The organism is Alteromonas sp. AWJ4_197 (genome assembly GCF_056160285.1).
On record NZ_JBSWWW010000003.1, the window covers coordinates 143674 to 163311 of the forward strand.

A 19638-nucleotide genomic window follows, 5' to 3' on the forward strand; every position below is an offset into this window, starting at 1 on the left:
GTTTTACAGCATGACCGGCATCTTGCCATATTCTGCTCTGAAGGTATTGATCGGAATTAATTTTTAAGACTAAAAGCGGACACGGAACAGACACGCAAGACGTTTAAAAGGCGGGAAATAAAAACGCCGCCCTGCAAGCTGCAGGGCGGCGTCATTCAGAAGTGCTACGGATTACTCTTCTTCAGTGGCTTTCTTTGCGCCAAACCACTTCACGACCATTACATAGAACATAGGTACGAAGAAGATAGCCAGGAAGGTTGCGGCGAACATACCACCCATTACAGCGATACCGATAGCGTTCTGGCTTTCAGAGCCCGCGCCGGAGGAAATAGCCAGCGGCGTTACACCCAGAATGAAGGCCATTGACGTCATCAGGATAGGACGAAAACGTTGCCTGGCGGCAGTCGATACCGCTTCCATCAAGTCCATACCGTGCTCGTACTGTTCCTTAGCGAATTCCACAATCAGAATGGCGTTTTTCGCTGCCAGACCCACTGTGGTTAAGAACGCTACCTGCAGGTAAACATCGTTCGGCAAACCGAATAACCACGCGGCGACTACCGAACCTAATATACCTAACGGTACTACCAGCATAACGGCGAATGGTACAGACCAGCTTTCATAAAGTGCAGCAAGACACAGGAATACCACCAGAATAGACAATGCATAAAGCATAGGCGCCTGTGAGCCGGCGGCCTGTTCTTCATAAGACAAGCCGGACCATTCCAGACCGAAGCCCGGTGGTAACTGCTTCACCAGTTCCTGTGCCACGGCCATTGCTTCACCAGACGATACGCCCGGTGCAGGACTACCCTGAATATTCACAGCAGACACACCGTTGAAACGTTCCAGTTTAGGTGAGCCGTAATTCCACTCTACTGTAGAGAACGCACTGAACGCTACCATGTCACCATCGCTGTTGCGCACGAACCATTTTTCCAGATCTTCAGGATCCATACGGTAAGCGGCATCAGCCTGCATATACACACGCTTGATACGTCCGGCGTCAATGAAGTCATTCACGTAAGTAGAACCCCAGGCGATGCTGAGCGTGCTGTTAATATCACTGAGTGACAAGCCAAGTGCAGACGCTTTTTCACTGTCGATGTTAATCTTGAACTGAGGTACATCGCTCAGGCCATTCGGACGTACACCGACCAGCTTCGGATTCTGCGCCGCCATGCCCAGGAACTGGTTACGGGCATTCATCAAAGCTTCGTGGCCGTTACCGGCGCGATCGACCAGTTGGAAGTCAAAGCCTGTTGCGTTACCCAGTTCACGGATTGGTGGCGGTAAAATCGGGAATGCCATGGCATCTTCGATTTGCCCCAGAGCACCGTAGGCCTGGTTAATAACGGTAAACGCACTGCTGGACTCGTCCCGTTTCTCCCAGTCGACCAGGTGAGCAAAGGCCATCCCTGAGTTCTGCGCAGCACCGGTGAAACTGAAGCCGACAATGGTAAACATGTCTTTCACCACATCGCCTTTGGTGTCCAGGAAGAAATCTTCCACCGTCTTCATCGATTCCAGCGTACGGCCGGCTGTTGCGCCCGGAGGAGCATTAACCAGTACCATTACCCGCCCCTGATCTTCATCCGGTAAGAACGAGCCTGCCAGTTGACTGAAAATAAATGCCATGCCGCCAACCAGTACCACGTAAATCAGCAGGAAGCGTTTGATTTTACCCGCCATACCCACAGCCGCGCGCTCGTAGCCGTCACGACCTTTGTTGAAGTTACGGTTAAACCAGCCGAAGAAGCCTGTTTCACGCTTGTTCATCACATCTTTTTTGCGCAGCAGTACGGCACATAAAGACGGGGACAAGATAATTGCCACCAGTACCGAGAAGGTCATGGCTGCAACAATAGTGATTGAGAACTGACGGTAAATCGAACCGGCAGAGCCGCTGAAGAAAGCCATCGGGATAAACACTGTGGAAAGCACCACAGCAATACCCACCAGCGCGCTGGTGATCTGTCCCATGGATTTACGGGTTGCTTCCCTGGCAGAAAGCCCCTCTTCTTCCATGATACGTTCAACGTTCTCTACCACAACGATGGCATCATCCACCAGCAGACCGATGGCCAGAACCATGGCAAACATGGTCAGTACGTTAATGCTGTAGCCGAAGGCAAATAGAACCGCGAATGTTCCCATCAGTACAACAGGTACGGCAATGGTGGGTACCAGTGTCGCCCGCCAGTTTTGCAGAAACAGCAGCATCACGAAGAATACCAGAACAATGGCTTCCAGCAGGGTTTTAACCACTGATTCAATGGAAAGTTTGATGAACGGCGAGCTGTCAACCGGATACACCACTTCAACACCGTCAGGCAGGTTCACTGCCATTTCTTCTACTTTGGCTTTTACCCTTTCAATGGTGTCCAGTGCATTTGCGCCTGTTGCCAGCGATACTGCCATACCGGACGCCGGCTGACGGTTATAACGGGCAATGTAGCTGTAGTTTTCAGAGCCCAGTTCAACCCGTGCCACGTCTTTCACGCGCACCTGTGAACCGTCAGTGTTAACCCGCAATACAATATTTTCGAAATCTTCCACGGTACGCAGGATAGACTGCGCCGTGATAGTGGCATTGATTTGCTGACCTTCAATGGCCGGCAGACCACCCAGTTGTCCCGCTGAAATGTCTGTATTCTGAGTTTGTACTGCGCCCTGAACATCCACAGGCGTCATGTTGTAGCTGTACAGTTTGTCAGGGTCCAGCCAGATACGCATAGAACGCTGGGCACCGAATACACGGGTTGTACCCACGCCGTTCACACGGGAAATGGGATCCTGATATTCTGATACCAGCAGGTCACTCAAATCAAACTGAGACAAGCGCCCGTCTTTTGAGTAGAAACCGATAACCACAGCAAAAGTATCGTTTGATTTAGTCACGGTTACGCCCTGCTGCTGAACCTGTGTAGGTAACAGGGAGACGGAGCTTTGTACCTTGTTCTGAGTCTGAACCTGCGCGGTGTCCGGGTCAGTGCCAGGCTCGAAGGTCAGGGTAATCGTCATCCTGGTATTTTCACTGCTTGATGTGAAATAACGCAGATTGTCGATACCCGACAGGCTTTGCTCAATGATTTGGGTGACGGTATTTTCGATAGTTTCCGCAGAGGCGCCGGGATAAGACGCACTGATAGTTACCGAGGGAGGGGCAACCTTGGGATACTGTTCGATGGGAAGACCTTGTATAGACAAGAGGCCGGCCATGATTGTGATCAGAGCCAGCACCCATGCAAACACAGGGCGATCAATAAAAAAACGTGCCATAAAGAATGTGTTCCTGCCTGAAAATTAGTCGCGCTTACTGTCCGTTTTTCGCCTGAGCGTTACCGGCCTGCCAGGGTTTAGCATTCACCTGCATACCCGGCTGCACTTTCTGATAACCGGTCACAATGACTCTGTCACCAGCCTGCACGCCACCTTTCACCATGTACTGATCCTGCCATGCACCTGATACAGTGATCTGGCGGGGCTCAACTTTGTCCGACGCATTCACCGTCATGACCACCATCGAACCGTCTGGCTGACGTGTGGTCGCACGTTGCGGTACCAGTAACTCATCGGTGTTAGACAGCACCACGGTGGCTTTCACGAAAAGACCCGGCATCAACAGTGAATCAGGGTTAGGCAGTTCTGCACGCAGTGCAACTGCACCGGTTGTTTCATCTACCGTCACTTCAGAGAATTTCAGTTCACCCTGATGTTCATACGCTTCACCTGTGGTTTCATCCAGAATCAGCTTCACCGGCAGAGTGCCACTTTGCTGCATCGCTTTACGCAGTGTCAGAACACCTTTGCCGCTTTGCTGCATATCAACATAAACCGGATTCAACTGGGTAATGGTAGCCAGTTGTTGTTCCTGATTGGCTGTTACCAGCGAACCGACGGTGACATAGCTTCGGCTAATCTGACCGCTGATAGGGGCATACACTTTGGTGTAGTCTAAATCCACTTTGGCTAAATCTACCGCGGCCTGGGCGACACTGATTTGCGCTTCTGCCTGCTCGGCCTCAGCCAGTGCATCATCATACTCCTGACGGCTGACGGCGTTGCGGCTGAGCAAATCTTTATAACGGGCTGAGCGGGCTTCCAGCGTTTTCAAACTCGCCTGCGCGCTTTTCAGATCAGCTTTCGCACTGGCGAGCTGCGCAGCAAAACGAGCGTCATCGATTTGGTAAAGTTGCTGGCCTTTTTCCACCAGTGCACCTTCTTCAAACAAGCGTTCGGTAAGCACACCCTCTACCTGCGGACGCACCTGCGACTGGCGCATCGGGCTTACACGTCCGGGCAGTGTAACCGTGTGCTCTACCTGCTGACTGGCAATTGTCACTACAGACACAGAAGGTGCGGGTTGCTGACCACCCTGGCTTGCCTGAGCGGCCTGTTGCCCATTTTGGTCAGAACAGCCACCGGCAACGGCCAGCGCTATCGCTGTGACGGCAGTTAAAAACAGTTTTTTCATAACAATAAGTCTTCCTGATACAGCCACGGGGGCTGGACAATTGCACATTAAAGGTTTACCTTCTAAAGATACGTTCTTGTATGTATGTTGTCAATCTCGCGGAGAATACGATGCGCAGAACAAAAGAAGATGCTGAGCTCACAAAACAGACCATATTAAAGGCCGCTGTCGATGTTTTTACAGAGCGCGGTGTCGCCAAAGCATCCCTTGAAGAAATCGCCCGCAAGGCAGATGTGACAAGGGGTGCCGTGTACTGGCACTTTAAAAACAAAATGGAGATCTTCGATGCGCTCCATGAGAACCTGCATACTCCTTTTATCGAACGGATCATGGAAGGACTGGAAGCTGAACACCCCAATCCTGTCGGTCAGTTACAGGAGTTATGTACGAACATATTCCTCGATCTCGATCAAGATGAGCAACTACGTAAAACACTTACACTTTTCATGTTAAAATGTGATTACAGTGGTGACTTAAAGTGTAGTCAGGAAAAGCACACTACGGCAAAATACGAAAAGATTCAGGCGTTCTCTGCCTACTACAAACGGGCTATTAAATTAGGCCAGCTGTCTGCAGATATCACACCGGAAGATTACACCCTGGCGATGAACTGTTTTATGCGTGGTATTTTGTCAGAATATCTGGAAGCGCCGGAAGCCTTCGACATCACCACGAAAGCCCCCATCCTGATGAAAATCTATTTCGGCGGATTACGTACCGGTAATGTTTAGGCCAGCGGTTCCTGCTTAACCGCACTCAGTAATACTTCACAGGCCCTAACCAGTTCAGCAGCAACCGGATTCTCCCCGCCTTTGTCAGGATGGTGCCTGTGAAGTAAATGACGATACTGTTTCTTTATCAGGCTGCGGGTCAGTCGTATATCCGGTGCGATCTCCAGCACATTGCGTGCTTCGTTAATCGTGTTTTCGTCTGCAGGCATGTGAAAGCCGCTACCCATTTTGACCCAGAAACTGTCTATCAGCGCATCCACATCTTCTTTGCCGGTGCTGTCAAAATTATCCCAGTTCAGATAATAATCCCGCAGCGGATCCGCCAGTGCCGGGGTTTTTGTTGATTCCGCTAAGGGTTCCAGCCGGATGGCCGTCGTGTGGATGTTCAGTAAGCCCTGCTTTTCCGCCAGCCACTCATCCTGAAGACGGTAAAGACAATGGAACAGAATAAAGTGACAACGGAAAAGCGCCAGGCTGTCGCGCAAAGCGGTTTCATCGAAAAGCGAATACGGTGGTTTTTGTAACAGGCTGATAAGCTCAAATTCGCTGATCCCCGCTTCAAACCGGCTTTGCATCGCATAGAGTGTCAGTTGTAAGTGTCTGAGTGTTGCTTCATGACCAGCGGAGAGTGTCATGTCAGGCTTTGCCATCCGGCAACTCAGGTTCCGGCAGACGCCACAACCAGATAAGCACACACAACATCATGATGTCCGTACCGGCCATCACCCAAACCGGCGTAGCTGTTACTGCCATGATCACCGCTGACAATGACATACCTGCCGTGGCAGCATATTTTGCACTGCGCGGCATACAGCGTCCGTTTCGCCAGTGATGAATTATCGGCCCGGTGACTTTGTGATTGTCCAGCCATAAAGCCAGCGACGGTGAACTGCGGGCCGCCAGCCAGGCAGCAATCAGCACGAAGACCGTTGTCGGCATACCCGGCACGACCACTCCAATAAACCCAAGCGTCAGACTCACACAGGCACCCAGCATTAAACACCACCGGTAAGGTGCTGTTAACATGCTGTTTCTACGGCTAGTCCGGTGCGACATAGATAACTCAGAACCGTGTTGCTGTGTGTAGAGGATTATCTTTCACTTTACTCCATAATTCGCCTGAATTCATTGCTTCTTCGCCACATATCCTCCGCAAGCTTGCCAGATTACGGTGCTGAAATAATCCTACACACCGTAACGGAAGACGCTCATGCTCACGAACCCCAGCCGCCGCTGCCCTGCCCGCAGCCACTTTAATTTGTTGCTGTTGATACTCTTCATGTGGCCGGCTTTTGCTTCGTTTGCTGACACACTACCCCGCTATCAGTCCGGTAATATGATGTTACAAAGCAACAACGCAAACGGGCAGGCCGCTTTACATGTACTCACGGATGCAGATGTTCAGATCAACGGTGTACTGGTGAACGTGACGTACCGGCAGATTTTTAAAAACCAGAGCGACGGGCCGGCCAATGGTGTGTACACCTTTCCGCTGCCGGACAAGGCGGCTGTTACTCATATGACCATCCGTACCGGCTCACGGGTGATTGAAGGCATCATCAAGCCACGGCAGGAAGCCCGGCGCCTTTACCGCGACGCAGTGGTACAGGGAAAACGGGCTGCACTGACAGAACAGCAGCGCCCCAATTTATTTACGCAGCAAGTCAGTCATATCGCACCGGGAGAAACCATCGAGGTTACACTGCAATTTCTTGATATCGCAGAGTTTCGCCGGGGCGAATTTTCGTGGAGGCTGCCAACAACACTGACACCCAGGTACATGCCGGGTATGAACATGAGCAGCCGTGAAACGGAGGCCCCGGCAACCACCGGGTATGCAGAGCCTGCAGCTCTGTTTCCGCCGTTTATTCTGCCGGACAGTGGAAAAACGAATCCTCTGGCACTCACTATTTCTCTGAACGGTGGTATGCCACTTACCTCGGTGTATGCGCTGTATCATGACATCGATCTGACAAGGCAAAACGACAAGTTCACTATCACCCTTAAAGAGGGTCACAGTGAAATGGACCGTGATTTTGTGCTTCGCTGGCTCCCTGCCCCTTCTGCAGAACCGGTCGCAGCCCTTTTTACCGGGCAATCCGGTGATGATTACTTTTCCCTGTTAATGGTGATGCCTCCGGCCATCACACAGCCGAAAACACTGCCCCGCGACATCACATTTGTCATCGACACATCAGGCTCGATGCAGGGACAGTCAATTATTCAGGCTAAATCCAGTCTGATTACAGCCATTGATAAACTTAAGGATACCGACCGTTTTAATGTCATCGCGTTTAGTGACCGTTTTTCGCTGATGTTCGCAGAGGCAAATTTTGCAACGCCTCCCGCCAGACAAGCGGCGCGGCAATGGGTAAATCAGTTGCAGGCCGATGGCGGCACTCAAATGGTACCTGCGCTGACTGCAGCCTTTGCACAGAATCCGCGGAATGAACGCCTCCACCAGGTGGTATTCATCACTGACGGAGCTGTGGGTAACGAGGCAGAGCTGTTCAGCCTGATCAGTAACTTTGCAGGCACATCGCGGTTATTCACAGTGGGGATTGGCTCTGCTCCCAACAGTTACTTCATGCACAAAGCAGCGCAGGCTGGCCGTGGCACCTATGAATTCATTGCCAGCCCGCAGGATATTGCCCCGCAGATGAACAGCCTGTTCGCAAAGCTTAATCACAGTGTAGCCAAAAATATCCAGCCGGGCTGGCCGGAAGATGCAGAGGTATATCCTGCAAATACACCGGATTTGTATCTTAACGAACCCCTGCTGTCTTTTGCCTCCACAAAAGCACCTGTCAGCAGTGTCACTGTAAGCGGTGAAACCGCCAGTCAGCTCTGGTCGCAAACGCTCACGTCATCGGATATGCCGGAGGGTAGCGGCGCCGGCGCACGCTGGGCCAGACAGAAAATTGCCCATATTGAAGATGAAGGGCGAAGCGGCTCGCTTAGTGAAGAAGACGTTAAAGACCAAGTGACAGCGGTGGCGTTGCAACACAGTCTGTTGTCCCGCTTTACCTCATTTGTTGCCATCGATCAGTCACCGGTGACTTATGAAAACAGCCCCCGTCCACCGCTCCGTCTGCGGGTAGCGAATCAACTGCCGCAGGGCATGTCACATCAGCTACTGCAATATCCGAAAACCGCCACCACAGCGGAACTGACACTCTGGCTGGGTATACTGTGTATTGTTGCCGGCCTCGCCTTACTGTTCTGGCAACGGATAAAAGTAAGATAAGGTGGCCGTGCAATGAGGATAAAAGCAAACTATCTGAAGACAGCACTCCCCGCTCTGCTTCTGGTAACCGGCATCCTGTGTTTTGGCAATACATTATGGATTGCGGCAAAAGCAGTATTAGCGCAACGGCTTATTGCAGATGCCTGGGAGGAAACCCTGGCAACCGGCCACAGCGTTAAACCATGGTCATGGTCAGACACCTGGCCCGTGGCCGTACTGACCTTTCCCGGCCACAACCAGCGCCTGTATATGTTGTCGGGGAGTCATGGCAGCAGCCTCGCCTTTGGCCCCGGCCACATAGACGGTACAGCACTGCCCGGGGAAAGCGGCACGCAGGTGTACTCCGGTCACCGTGACACCCATTTCAATTTTCTGCAGCATGTGCAGACAGGAGACACCTTTCAGATCCAGGGCAGTCACGGACAATGGCGTACCTACCGGGTAAGTAAGACCAATATTGTCGATTCACACAACCACCGCTGGTTCATCGAACGGCACAAAGACGAAATCCAGCTTATTACCTGTTATCCGTTTAATGATATGACGCCCAATCCCCGTTTGCGCTTGATTGTACTGGCAGTTCCTGTTTAATACGCTACGATTCCCATATTCTTTCGTGTCGATAAAAATTCCGGTTAACACAATTTGCTTTACCGGTTTACACTCGCCACCCGTTTACTATCAGGCAGTATTTATTTATGGATTTTGCGTTAAGCAATCAGGAACTTTACGTATGGCTCGGGATCCTCTTTTGTATCTCACAGTCGGCCATGTTCTCCGGACTTAACCTGGCGTTCTTTTCAGTCAGCCGTTTGCAACTGGAAATGGAAGTCAGCCACGGAGATAAAACTGCGGCGAAAATTCTTAAGCTGAGACAGGATTCTAACTTCCTGCTCACCACTATTCTGTGGGGTAACGTAGGGATCAACGTGTTGCTGGCATTGCTGTCAGACTCTGTGCTAACGGGCGCAGCCTCGTTCCTGTTTTCTACCGGTTTTATTACCATTTTCGGTGAAATCATGCCGCAGGCTTATTTCTCCAGAAATGCCATGCGCATGGCGTCAGTATTATCACCGGTAATGCGTTTCTATCAGATCATTCTGTACCCCGTTTCCAAGCCCTCCGCCTTATTGCTTGATGGCTGGCTGGGCCGCGAAGGCGTTGAATACATGCGGGATAACGATCTGCGTAAGGTGATTAAGCAGCACGTGGACGCCGAAGAAGCAGAGGTTGACCATGTGGAAGGTACCGGCGCACTTAACTTCCTTGCCATCGATGAAGTATCGGTGATGCAGGAGGGTGAATTACTGGAGCCGGAGTCCATTATTCAGCTACCCGCCAAACTGGACTTTCCCATTGTGCCGGAATTCGTGCGCAACAGCTCAGATGAACTTCTGAAGAAAATTAACCAGAGCGGGCACAAATGGGTGGTACTCGCCGATGAGAAAAATAACCCGTTGCTCATTCTTGATGCTGACGGTGCTTTGCGGGCCGCCCTTTTTGATACCGACAAACCGTTTGATATCTATGATTTCTGTCACCGCCCGTTAATCGTGCGGGATGAATCTCTGATGTTATCCGAAGTGCTGTGGCACCTGAAAGCGCAGGAAACACTGGATGCCCACGATGATGGCACCATCGATGTTGACGTGGTGCTGGTTTGGGGCGCACAACCCCGCATCATCACCGGAGCGGACATTCTTGGCCGCCTGTTGAAAGGCATCAGCGCCGTAACCCCGGCCAGCGTTACAAAGAATGCGGTTCAGGGCAGCACTGCCGTTGAAGTTGAGATAGAAACCAAAGCCGAACAGCTCACCACCAACATCAACGAGCCCAAGGCCTGATCGGGTAAAGTCACCATCCCATATCCGGGATGGTGAAAACATTCATCCACTCAAATATCATAAAACGACTAGAGCAATAGACTGAAGTCCAAGCTGATATCGAGATAAAAAAGTGACTTTTAATTTAAAAGTCACTTTTTAAAATGAACACATTATTTCTTGCACAATGATGTGAAAATATTATCTTGAGAGAGTTTATTAAAACCCTACTTGCAATTCAGTTAACCACCAAAGAAAAAATAGTCAACTAACATCAAAGAAATAAAGATAAGAATAAACCAAAAACCTATATTTTCAATTTTTGAATATTTTTTCCACATCGATTTCCCTCTAAATTGACTATTTTTATTAGAGTTAAGTAACTCATGGAATGTTATGAGTTAAGTCGTAGACTTCTGAACCAAGCCAGCTTCCAAATTGGTTCAAACCTCTTATTCCACTTCCTATACCATAACCTACATAGTAGAAAAGACCTTCGCCACCGGATACGACCAGAATTTCTTCGTTAGTTAAATCTTTCATATTTTAAGGCACCTTATGTAAGCCATCATAAAGTCCTGCGCCAATTTCACTACCGATTCGATCAAAGGCTCCAGATCCATAACCTGTAATTAATAATGCCCACAGAGCTACGACAATACCTCCGGACACTTCTTCAATTTCAACTTGATTCAATTCAATCATAATAAATTTCCCTATAGTTATCTAACTGAGTATCACTTTGGCATATTCCGAAAGTTGCCCGGATACGTGATTAACATACCGCAGCAACTTATTATGTGTAAGCTGTACCAAAGCCTATATTTTTACTCCCAATATAAAAAGTTAGAACATGCTAAAAAAGAATCATGAACTTTTTTAACTGTAACGAAGACAAAGTTGTCTTATATACCTTTCAATAAACCCCATTCGATTTCTATAAATATCAAATTAAAACGAAGACATTCTAGTATGAATTAATTTTACTGAATCTCACATGGACTTTGCAAAACCCGTATTTCATCGAGATGTTTTTGATGTCTCGCGATACTTAACTACTGAAAAATTCGTGGTTGAGCCAATCATCTGGAAAGCCCATAGGAAATTTTGGCACTTCGGGATGAAGTGTAACTAGCGCTTTTACTTTATTATGCCATTGACTATCTGGACTAACCTGCCTCATTAGGTGACCTAACATAAGTAACACCATATAAATACGACGCTTAGGCTGAACTTGGCTGGGCTCAAGTCTGTCTGGCAACTGCCAATTATCACCATTTGGAATCTTAGGCTGAACAGACAATTCTCGATTCCAAAGTCGACTATGATGTGCGCAACAATTCCTCACAAAGTTTAGCGTATGTAACCAACTTTCAAGAACCTCTTGAGGTAAGTCAAATCTTCTAGCGATGTCTTTACGGTCATTATCTTTTGCTAGCCCTCGATATAGGTGAGATATACTCCCAAGTGTTAATTCTTCCACCATCGCCCAACCTGGCATTAACTTTGGAGAATCATATGTATGTTGGTAGAAGCGGGCATAATTCTCTCGGGCTCTTCTTTCAATCCGCTGATCTTTAACTTCGGCAGAAACGGAAGTTCGTTCAATCTTTTTTACATCTCTCTGAAGATCGTTGGATTCTTTTGATTGCTTGTCTTCGATTTCTTTCAACAGTCGTTTGTGCTGGTATGAGGATTTAAATAATGATTCATTCAAGTACCAGTGGGAGCCACTACATATATAATCAGTTTGATGCTTGTTAGCCATAACGTTATTCAAGGTAGCTCGGGTTGCAACTTCTACTCTCTCAATAGCGTCCATAATGAGCAGCCGCAATTCTCTATCAAAAGCGTACAAGTCCACTATTTGTTTAAATTCAGTTCCATCTTTGAATTGATGATCTACAACTTGTTCGTTTATATTCTTTTGGAATGGGCGCATATATGCGCTAAGGCGAAAATAGCTTATTACTTCTAAATATCTTTCCGCACGCTCTGGATTTTGGATGGCTAGACCGCGTTGCTGAAGAATGCCGATTTGTTCTGTAATACTAACCGCGGGTTTGTTGAATTGATTCATTATGCCTTATCTTCCATGACGTAAAATTCAGGCATAAAAAAGCCCGCACAATTTGAGCATTGTTAAGAGGCTTGGCGGGCGTGTTGCTTATAATAGTAGTGATATGCATGCCGCCCGTCAACCACATTCATCTATTATCTTCAAAGTATTAACTCACAACACAACGAAAATTTCAAACATAACCTCATGTATATTAAAGCAAAATAGTAATCCCTATTCAGCAAAAAATTCATCCTGATACAACGGTCACACCTGCAAACACAACACCGTCCCGATCACACCATGTTCTTGTAGCTCCACCTTCTCTCCTCTGATAACTCGTCAGTCGATCAACATCAAAAGCGAAGACAAAGTCAAATTTAAAATGAAATTCAAAAACCTAGTTAATAACTCTTGCTAAAAAGCCCTGCTTCGTCTTCGCTCTAATTTCATCTGTCTTCGTTTTAATTACTTCAGATCATCAAACATACTGCCCGGCGGCCCAGGCGCTGCTCCAGGCCCACTGGAAGTTGTAGCCGCCGAGCCAGCCAGTGACGTCTACCACTTCGCCAATGAAGAATAAGCCTTCGGCTTTCTTACTCATCATGGTTTTCGACGACAGTTCGTCTGTATCTACGCCGCCCAGCGTCACCTCTGCGGTGCGGTAGCCTTCTGTGCCATTGGGCGTGACTTGCCAGTCAGATAAGGTGTTATCGATTTCCGCTATCTGGCTGTGGGTCAGGCGTTTCACCGGTTCATTAGGCCACTGCCGGATGTCGATAAAGGTTTGTGCCAGCCGTTTGGGATAGAACTTACTGAGTACCGTGGAAAGCTGCGCGTCGGGCGTATCCTGTTGAGCGGCTGTCAGATATTCAGCGGCGCTCATGGCAGGTTGTAAGTCAATATGCAGGGTGTCCCCCGGATGCCAGTAAGACGATATTTGTAGCATAGACGGGCCGCTTAAACCCCGGTGAGTAAACAGCATCGCTTCGCGGAAAGATGTATCGTTACAACTTGCTGACGTATCGACAGCGATGCCGCTCAATGCTTCCAGCGCCTGCTTGTCTTTGTCGTGCAATGTAAAGGGCACCAGGCCAGCTCGCGTTGGCAGGACTTTCAGGCCGAACTGTTCTGCAATTTTGTAGCCGAATGGCGTAGCGCCAATTTTAGGCATACTCAGACCGCCGGTAGCGATAACCAGGGATTCGCAAACATAATCGCCCAGCGAAGTGCTCAGCGCATAGCCGGTCTCTGTTTTCTCCACACTCAGAATCTCACAGCGGGTAACGATTTCAGCACCGGCTTTATCACATTCTTTTACCAGCATATCTACGATGTCTGATGCGCTGTTATCACAGAACAACTGGCCGAGGGTTTTCTCATGATAGGGAATGCCGTATTCGCTCACCAGTGAAATGAAGTCCCACTGGGTATAGCGGCTCAGAGCAGATTTGCAGAAATGAGGATTTGCAGACAGAAAATTGGCCGGTTCAGCGTACATGTTGGTGAAATTACACCGTCCGCCGCCGGACATGAGTATTTTACGCCCGACTTTCTTTCCGTGATCCAGCACAGCGACAGGGCGGCCACGCTTACCCGCCTGCGCTGCGCAGAACAATCCGGCAGCGCCCGCACCGATTACAATGACATCTTTCTGGATCACAAACTGACTCCGGCAAATTCAAAAGCCGGATTATAGTGTGCCCGGTAAGATTCTTGAAGCGTCAGGAGTACTCGCTGACGAATTGCTGTGACCAGGAGAGCAACTCAATCCGGTTTCTCGAATGGGTTTTACGGAAAATACTGTATATATGCGTTTTTACCGTATTCACACTGATATGCAGCTGATCAGCGATTTCCTGATTCTGCGAACCCTGTGCCACCAGCTCGATAATGGTCACTTCCCGCTTGGTAAGCTTGGGATGCAGTGCCATTTTATTTAACTCTTTGGGACGGGCAATAGCCGCATTGGCTTTACGGGTTTGTTGCCGTAACCGGCGTAATGCCTCGTTAATAGAGTTGCGTTTAAACCACACATCCATTTTGGCCAGCCGGCGCACACCTTTCAGTAATAATTCAGGTGAGTCAGAGGTATAGAAGGTTCCCTCCACACCCGCAATGATGGCCTCACATTCATCAATATCGCCGTGTTCCAGATTAAAGAGAATCCAGCGGGCAAAGCCCTGATAACGGTAAAACGCTTCCATTTTTTCTTCAGCCTTAGCGGCATCGTAAAAAATGAGGTCCTGATTGGAGGTGGTTTCTAACTGTTCTATAGATGTGAGTTCTGTGATTTCATAACCACAGGTTTGCAAAAGATGCTTGAAAAGGATGACCTGTTCGTCGCTAGCTTCATCTGAAGATAATGATTTGGATATCAGATAGACACCAAACTTCTGGTTTTTGCTCAACATACTTTCCCTCCATGGTTCCGTTTGAGCTGCTCAACTTACCCTGTGAGCATGAGCGCACGGATGATTAATGGTTTCTTCGTGAAGTACCAAATAATCTTCACCTGCAAAGGTATACCGCTCTATTCCTTAAGAATAGCAGAATGGCGCATACTGTACATTAAATGTTGTAAAAAACGCATAAATAGATAGCGCTTACTAAACATTTATAAAATCAATGAATTTCTGGTAGATACAGAACAATAAAGGGAGGGAGATAAGTGATGAAATCGACTAAAGTATTAGTCAACTCCATCATTTGAATGCATTAAGACTATTTACAGGCTGTTAAGCATTGTTTCTGCGTCAGACACCTCAAAACGGCCAGGATCTTCAACATTCAGTTTTACTACTTCACCATCTTCAACCAGCATGGAATAACGCATACTGCGCACACCGCCAAAGTCACTGGTGTTCATATCAAGACCAATTGTACGGGTGAAAAAAGCATTGCCGTCAGCCAGCATGGTGATTTCTTCAGCATTCGCTGATTTTCCCCACGCATCCATTACAAAAGCATCGTTTACTGAAATACAAACGATATCATCGACCCCTTTAGCTTTGATCTTGTCAGCAAGGGCGACATAGCCGGGCAGGTGCGCCGCAGAACAGGTCGGGGTGAAAGCGCCGGGTACGGCGAATACTACAACGCGTTTGCCGCCAAATATATCATTGGTGTGCGGGTTGGTTGTCTTGCCATCCTTCAACAAACCAAAGGTTACTTCAGGCAATGTACTGCCAACGTTAATCATACTTCTCTCCTAATGAGTGGAAATGTACACGTCAAAACGGTGCTTTTTACTGGTGATGGCCATAGCAGGCGGCACATCAGCCAGCGGTTCTGCATACGCGGGACGTTTTACAACAACACGTTTTCCGGCGAGTTCCCTGGCCGGCGCTAACAAACTGTCAGCATCGTCGTCACTGCCCAGTAATTGTTGAAAGACCCGCATCTCTTTCTTTACTAAAGCAGATTTTTTGCGATGTGGAAACATTGGATCAAGATAAACTACATCTATTTGCTCATCCAATGTATTCATTCCTTCAATACTGTTACCGTGAATCAGCCTGAATTTTTCTACCATTTCAGGTACTTGCATAGAAAGACGGTGCAAGCCGTCGGCCAGTAATGCCGCGACGACAGGAGAGCGTTCCATCATCACTACACGGCAGCCCAGCGACGCCAGTACGAAGGCATCCCGCCCGAGCCCGGGCGTTGCATCCAGAACTACAGGCACTTCCTGACCTTTCACGCCCACCGCTTTGGCAATGGGTTCCTTTTTACCGCCGCCATGTTGCTGGCGATACACGCTGCTACCAGACAGGAAATCCACAAACACGCCCTGCTGCTTTGCTTCGGAAAAATCTTTTACTGCCAGCTTGCCGTCTTCCAGGGTGAGTGCCAGCCCGGCTGGCAGCGTATTCTGCACACTGAACTGCCAGAGCTCTGCAACCCTTTTTAACTGGTTCTGTTGTTCTTCGCTTTGCGTTTCGTCAATAAACACCGGAATGTTATGCATTACCGTATTGTTCCTTAAAGCCAATCCAGCGGTTAATTATCGCCTGAGCATGGCTTGGATAGTCCTGCCACAATTTTTCAGCGATAGCTTGTACCTGAGGCACTAACTGCGCGTCGCGGACGAGATCGGCAATACGCATTTCTGCAATACCGGTTTGCTTTGTCCCCATTAATTCCCCCGGACCACGGATTTCTAAATCTTTCTGGGCAATGTAAAAGCCGTCGTTTGATTCACGGAGCACGCCCAGACGTTGCGTCGCTGTTTTGGATAACGGGGCTGAGTACATCAGCACACACTGACTCTCTACCGCGCCACGCCCCACCCTGCCGCGAAGCTGGTGCAATTGTGCCAGACCAAGGCGCTCAGGGTTTTCGATAATCATAATACTGGCGTTGGGCACATCCACGCCCACTTCAATAACCGTGGTAGCCACCAGCAAATCCAGCTCACCGCGTTTGAATTCATCCATGACTGCTTGCTTTTCTGCCGGCTTGAGGCGACCGTGTACCAGCCCGACCCGTAAATCCGGCAAAGCGGTTCTCAGGGTAATGGCAGCGTCCTCAGCCGCCTGACACTGCAACACTTCAGACTCGTCAATGAGTGTACACACCCAGTAAGCCTGACGCCCCTGGTTATGACAGGCTTCATAGACTCTGGCAATGACATCCCCTCTGCGGGTATCAGGAAGAACAACCGTGGTTACCGGTGAACGGCCGGGGGGCAGCTCATCAATCACGGACGTATCAAGATCTGCATAGGCTGTCATCGCCAGCGTTCTGGGAATAGGCGTAGCCGTCATAATCAACTGATGGGGGAAGCGCCCCTGCTTTTCACCTTTTTCCCTTAGCGCCAGACGCTGATGTACACCAAAGCGGTGTTGTTCATCCACGATGACCAGTGCCAGTTGCTGATATTCCACCTGCTCCTGGAATATTGCATGCGTGCCCACCAGCATTTGTATTTCACCCGACGCCAGTCGTGTCAGTACTTCCTGCCGGGCCTTACCTTTCAACTTGCCGGCCAGCCAGCCCACTTCAATGCCCAGTGGCGACAGCCAGTCACGGAAGTTGCTGGCATGCTGCTCAGCCAGCAGTTCTGTAGGTGCCATCAGGGCAACCTGATAACCGGCACCGATAGCGGATAATGCAGCAAGTGCTGCCACCAGGGTTTTCCCTGAGCCCACATCTCCCTGCACCAGCCGCATCATCGGGCAATTCATGGCCATGTCTTTCTGAATGTCGCTGACTACCCGCTGCTGTGCGCCGGTGGGCGAAAACGGCAGATTCCCCAGTAACTGGTCAATCAGAGACTGATTAATCTGAATGGCAATACCCGGCTGGGCCTGTGCCTGCTGACGCAACTTCAGTACGCTCAGGTGGTGTGCCAGTAATTCCTCGAGAATAAGACGCTTCTGCGCGGGGTGCCGGCCTTCTTCCATCATTTCCAGCGGAACATCCGGTGGCGGGCGGTGAACGAGCTTTAGTGCATCTGCCAGCAACACCTGTCCTTCATACATGCCTTGCGGGAGCAGATCGCTCAGTGCTCCTTTCTCCAGCAGTTTAAGCGCCTGGTCGGTAAGGCTGCGCAGCGTTAGCTGCTTAACGCCTTCTGTGGTGGGATAAACCGGTGTTAAAGTATCTTCTGTTTCGCCGTCGTCTTCGCCAATGAGAGCAAATTCAGGGTGCATCATCTCCAGCCCCCATTTTCCCGTCCGGATTTCACCAAAACAACGCACTTCGTTGCCAGGCGTCATCATGGTGCGCTGAACCGCGCCGAAATGGAAAAAACGGAGCGTGATGGTGCCGGTACCATCAGACACCTTCACCACAAACATACGTTTTTTGCCGTACTGAATGTCGGCGGTTTTTACCTCACCCTGAATACTCACGTGAGTAAACGGCTTACAATCTTCAATTTCGTAAACTCGGGTGCGGTCTTCATAACGGGATGGCAGATGAAAAAGGACATCCTGTACGGTGTGCAGACCTATTTTTGTTAACTTCTCAGCCACCTTTGCGCCGACGCCTTTCAACGTGGTGATGGGTGTTTGAGCGAGTGACTGCATGATAATTAAGGCATATTTATTTGCGGATAGGCGCAGTGTAAGCCATTCATAGCAGGTTTGCGAGGGGCTGCCGGTTCAGGTCCGGCAGCCCTTGTCAGAAAAGACAGGTTTATTTGGCAATTGCCTCTGCTGCAGCGAGGATCAATGCCGGAGACGGCCTTACTTTATAATCAGGATTAACGTAGCTGAACTGAATTTTACCCTCAGTATCAACGATGAACACAGCAGGTGCCGGCAGGACGGGCTTTCCTGTCTCATCGGATGTCAGGGCGATGCCGTGGCCTTTGTAACGCTTTGCTGTTTCATCATCCACATAGTAGCTGATCCCGAACGCATTCAGGGCGTTCAGTTTTGCATCAGACAACAGCCTTGCTGCAAATTCACTCTCCAGTTTTTGTGACGTTAACTGCTCTAATGACTGGGGTGAAATTGCCAGGATCTGATAGCCAAGATCTGATAGTGGCTTTTCGATATCCTTCAGGCCCGCCAGTTGACGGTTACAATACGGACACCAGCCGCCGCGATAGAACAACACCACTGACGGCTTTTGCATCAACAGCGCTTTTAAACTGAACGGCGCACCATCTGTATCAGATACCACTACATCGGGCACAGCCATGCCTTCCAGTAAAGGACGAACTTCATCCGGGGCCTTTGACGGCATTGCTGCCGCGAACACCTGCCCGCCGGCAACAATAAGTAACAACATAAAAATAAAGCGCATAACACTCTCCTCAGGTTTTGAATTTAAAGAGACCTGCGCCTGTAGCGTTATCTTTCAAACTATTTTCATTTCCGGAGATAAACAGTGAAATCGTCCGTCCTTCAGGCATAAAAAAACCGCAACTACGTGCGGTTTTCATATTTATACCTGTGAAATCACTCAGGCAATTCCATGATGCCGTCGATTTCAATTTGCGATGCTTTTGGCAGTTCTTTCACGCCAATGGCGGCACGGGCCGGATAAGGCTTAGTGAAATATTGCGCCATGATTTCGTTTACCGTGGCGAAATGAGACAGATCCGGCAGGAAGATATTTACCTTAACCAAATCGTTGATAGTACCGCCGGCAGCTTCACAAACCGCTTTCACGTTTTCAAAAACCTGTTTAGCCTGTTCGGAAAAATCGTCAGATACGATTTCCATGGTTTCCGGGTTCAGCGGGATCTGGCCAGACAAATAAACGGTGGTGCCTGCTTTAACTGCCTGACTGTATGTGCCGATCGCCTGTGGCGCTTTATCGGTCTGAATAATTGCTTTAGCCAT

Annotated in this window: 18 protein-coding genes; 4 read left to right on the forward strand and 14 right to left on the reverse strand. The window is 49.2% G+C overall.

The features are described from left to right. Window positions 1-171: 171 nt before the first annotated feature. Together ACXAGC_RS07245 and ACXAGC_RS07250 are read right to left on the reverse strand one after the other, a co-directional pair. Window positions 172-3282: an efflux RND transporter permease subunit gene (locus tag ACXAGC_RS07245; protein WP_474843665.1), complete on the reverse strand. Its 3111-nt coding sequence runs from the start codon at window positions 3280-3282 to the stop codon at window positions 172-174. Window positions 3283-3316: 34 nt separating this feature from the next. Further along, complete coding sequence (locus ACXAGC_RS07250) at window positions 3317-4477, reverse strand: efflux RND transporter periplasmic adaptor subunit (RefSeq protein WP_474843666.1); 1161 nt, start codon at window positions 4475-4477, stop codon at window positions 3317-3319. Window positions 4478-4587: 110 nt separating this feature from the next. Between ACXAGC_RS07250 and ACXAGC_RS07255 the strand changes: the two genes are divergently transcribed. Continuing rightward, window positions 4588-5208 carry a TetR family transcriptional regulator gene (locus ACXAGC_RS07255; protein WP_474843668.1) on the forward strand — a complete coding sequence of 207 codons (621 nt, stop codon included), beginning with the start codon at window positions 4588-4590 and terminating at the stop codon, window positions 5206-5208. Here the strand turns inward: ACXAGC_RS07255 and ACXAGC_RS07260 are convergent. Together ACXAGC_RS07260 and ACXAGC_RS07265 are read right to left on the reverse strand one after the other, a co-directional pair. Continuing rightward, window positions 5205-5858, reverse strand: a complete 654-nt coding sequence (locus ACXAGC_RS07260) for a DNA-J related domain-containing protein (RefSeq protein ID WP_474843670.1) — start codon at window positions 5856-5858, stop codon at window positions 5205-5207. The two genes, ACXAGC_RS07255 and ACXAGC_RS07260, sit on opposite strands and share 4 nt — an antisense overlap. After that, window positions 5845-6234 carry a YbaN family protein gene (locus ACXAGC_RS07265; protein WP_474843672.1) on the reverse strand — a complete coding sequence of 130 codons (390 nt, stop codon included), beginning with the start codon at window positions 6232-6234 and terminating at the stop codon, window positions 5845-5847. The genes ACXAGC_RS07260 and ACXAGC_RS07265 overlap by 14 nt, the downstream gene beginning before the upstream one ends. Window positions 6235-6418: 184 nt before the next feature. Between ACXAGC_RS07265 and ACXAGC_RS07270 the strand changes: the two genes are divergently transcribed. From ACXAGC_RS07270 to ACXAGC_RS07280, 3 genes are all read left to right on the forward strand, one after another. Beyond that, window positions 6419-8455 (forward strand): marine proteobacterial sortase target protein, encoded by a 2037-nt coding sequence (locus ACXAGC_RS07270; protein ID WP_474843674.1) that lies wholly within the window; start codon window positions 6419-6421, stop codon window positions 8453-8455. A gap of 12 nt (window positions 8456-8467) precedes the next feature. Continuing rightward, window positions 8468-9046, forward strand: coding sequence for a class GN sortase (locus ACXAGC_RS07275; RefSeq protein ID WP_474843675.1), 579 nt, complete (start codon window positions 8468-8470; stop codon window positions 9044-9046). A 107-nt stretch (window positions 9047-9153) separates the two neighbouring features. Next, window positions 9154-10299 carry a DUF21 domain-containing protein gene (locus tag ACXAGC_RS07280; RefSeq protein WP_474843677.1) on the forward strand — a complete coding sequence of 382 codons (1146 nt, stop codon included), beginning with the start codon at window positions 9154-9156 and terminating at the stop codon, window positions 10297-10299. A 363-nt stretch (window positions 10300-10662) separates the two neighbouring features. On the opposite strand, the gene ACXAGC_RS07285 is transcribed toward ACXAGC_RS07280, so the two are convergent. From ACXAGC_RS07285 to ACXAGC_RS07330, 10 genes are all read right to left on the reverse strand, one after another. Next, window positions 10663-10821 (reverse strand): hypothetical protein, encoded by a 159-nt coding sequence (locus tag ACXAGC_RS07285; RefSeq protein ID WP_349583327.1) that lies wholly within the window; start codon window positions 10819-10821, stop codon window positions 10663-10665. A 3-nt stretch (window positions 10822-10824) separates the two neighbouring features. Beyond that, entirely contained in the window at window positions 10825-10983 is a 159-nt protein-coding gene (locus ACXAGC_RS07290) for a hypothetical protein (protein ID WP_349583324.1), read from the reverse strand. Window positions 10984-11329: 346 nt separating this feature from the next. Then, window positions 11330-12358, reverse strand: a complete 1029-nt coding sequence (locus tag ACXAGC_RS07295; RefSeq protein WP_474843680.1) for an Abi family protein — start codon at window positions 12356-12358, stop codon at window positions 11330-11332. A 460-nt stretch (window positions 12359-12818) separates the two neighbouring features. Further along, a complete protein-coding gene (locus ACXAGC_RS07300; protein WP_474843682.1) occupies window positions 12819-14000 on the reverse strand; it encodes a BaiN/RdsA family NAD(P)/FAD-dependent oxidoreductase in 1182 nt (393 codons plus the stop codon). A 61-nt stretch (window positions 14001-14061) separates the two neighbouring features. Beyond that, complete coding sequence (locus ACXAGC_RS07305) at window positions 14062-14751, reverse strand: helix-turn-helix transcriptional regulator (protein WP_474843684.1); 690 nt, start codon at window positions 14749-14751, stop codon at window positions 14062-14064. A 314-nt stretch (window positions 14752-15065) separates the two neighbouring features. Continuing rightward, entirely contained in the window at window positions 15066-15539 is a 474-nt protein-coding gene (locus tag ACXAGC_RS07310; RefSeq protein ID WP_119499769.1) for a peroxiredoxin, read from the reverse strand. Window positions 15540-15548: 9 nt separating this feature from the next. Then, window positions 15549-16307, reverse strand: a complete 759-nt coding sequence (locus ACXAGC_RS07315; RefSeq protein ID WP_474843686.1) for a class I SAM-dependent methyltransferase — start codon at window positions 16305-16307, stop codon at window positions 15549-15551. After that, window positions 16300-18372, reverse strand: a complete 2073-nt coding sequence (gene recG / locus ACXAGC_RS07320) for an ATP-dependent DNA helicase RecG (RefSeq protein WP_474843688.1) — start codon at window positions 18370-18372, stop codon at window positions 16300-16302. The genes ACXAGC_RS07315 and recG overlap by 8 nt, the downstream gene beginning before the upstream one ends. Window positions 18373-18481: 109 nt before the next feature. Further along, on the reverse strand, window positions 18482-19096 hold the full coding sequence (locus ACXAGC_RS07325; RefSeq protein WP_474843690.1) for a peroxiredoxin-like family protein: 615 nt from the start codon (window positions 19094-19096) through the stop codon (window positions 18482-18484). Between the two features lie 155 nt (window positions 19097-19251). Continuing rightward, window positions 19252-19638: a RidA family protein gene (locus tag ACXAGC_RS07330; RefSeq protein ID WP_119499765.1), complete on the reverse strand. Its 387-nt coding sequence runs from the start codon at window positions 19636-19638 to the stop codon at window positions 19252-19254.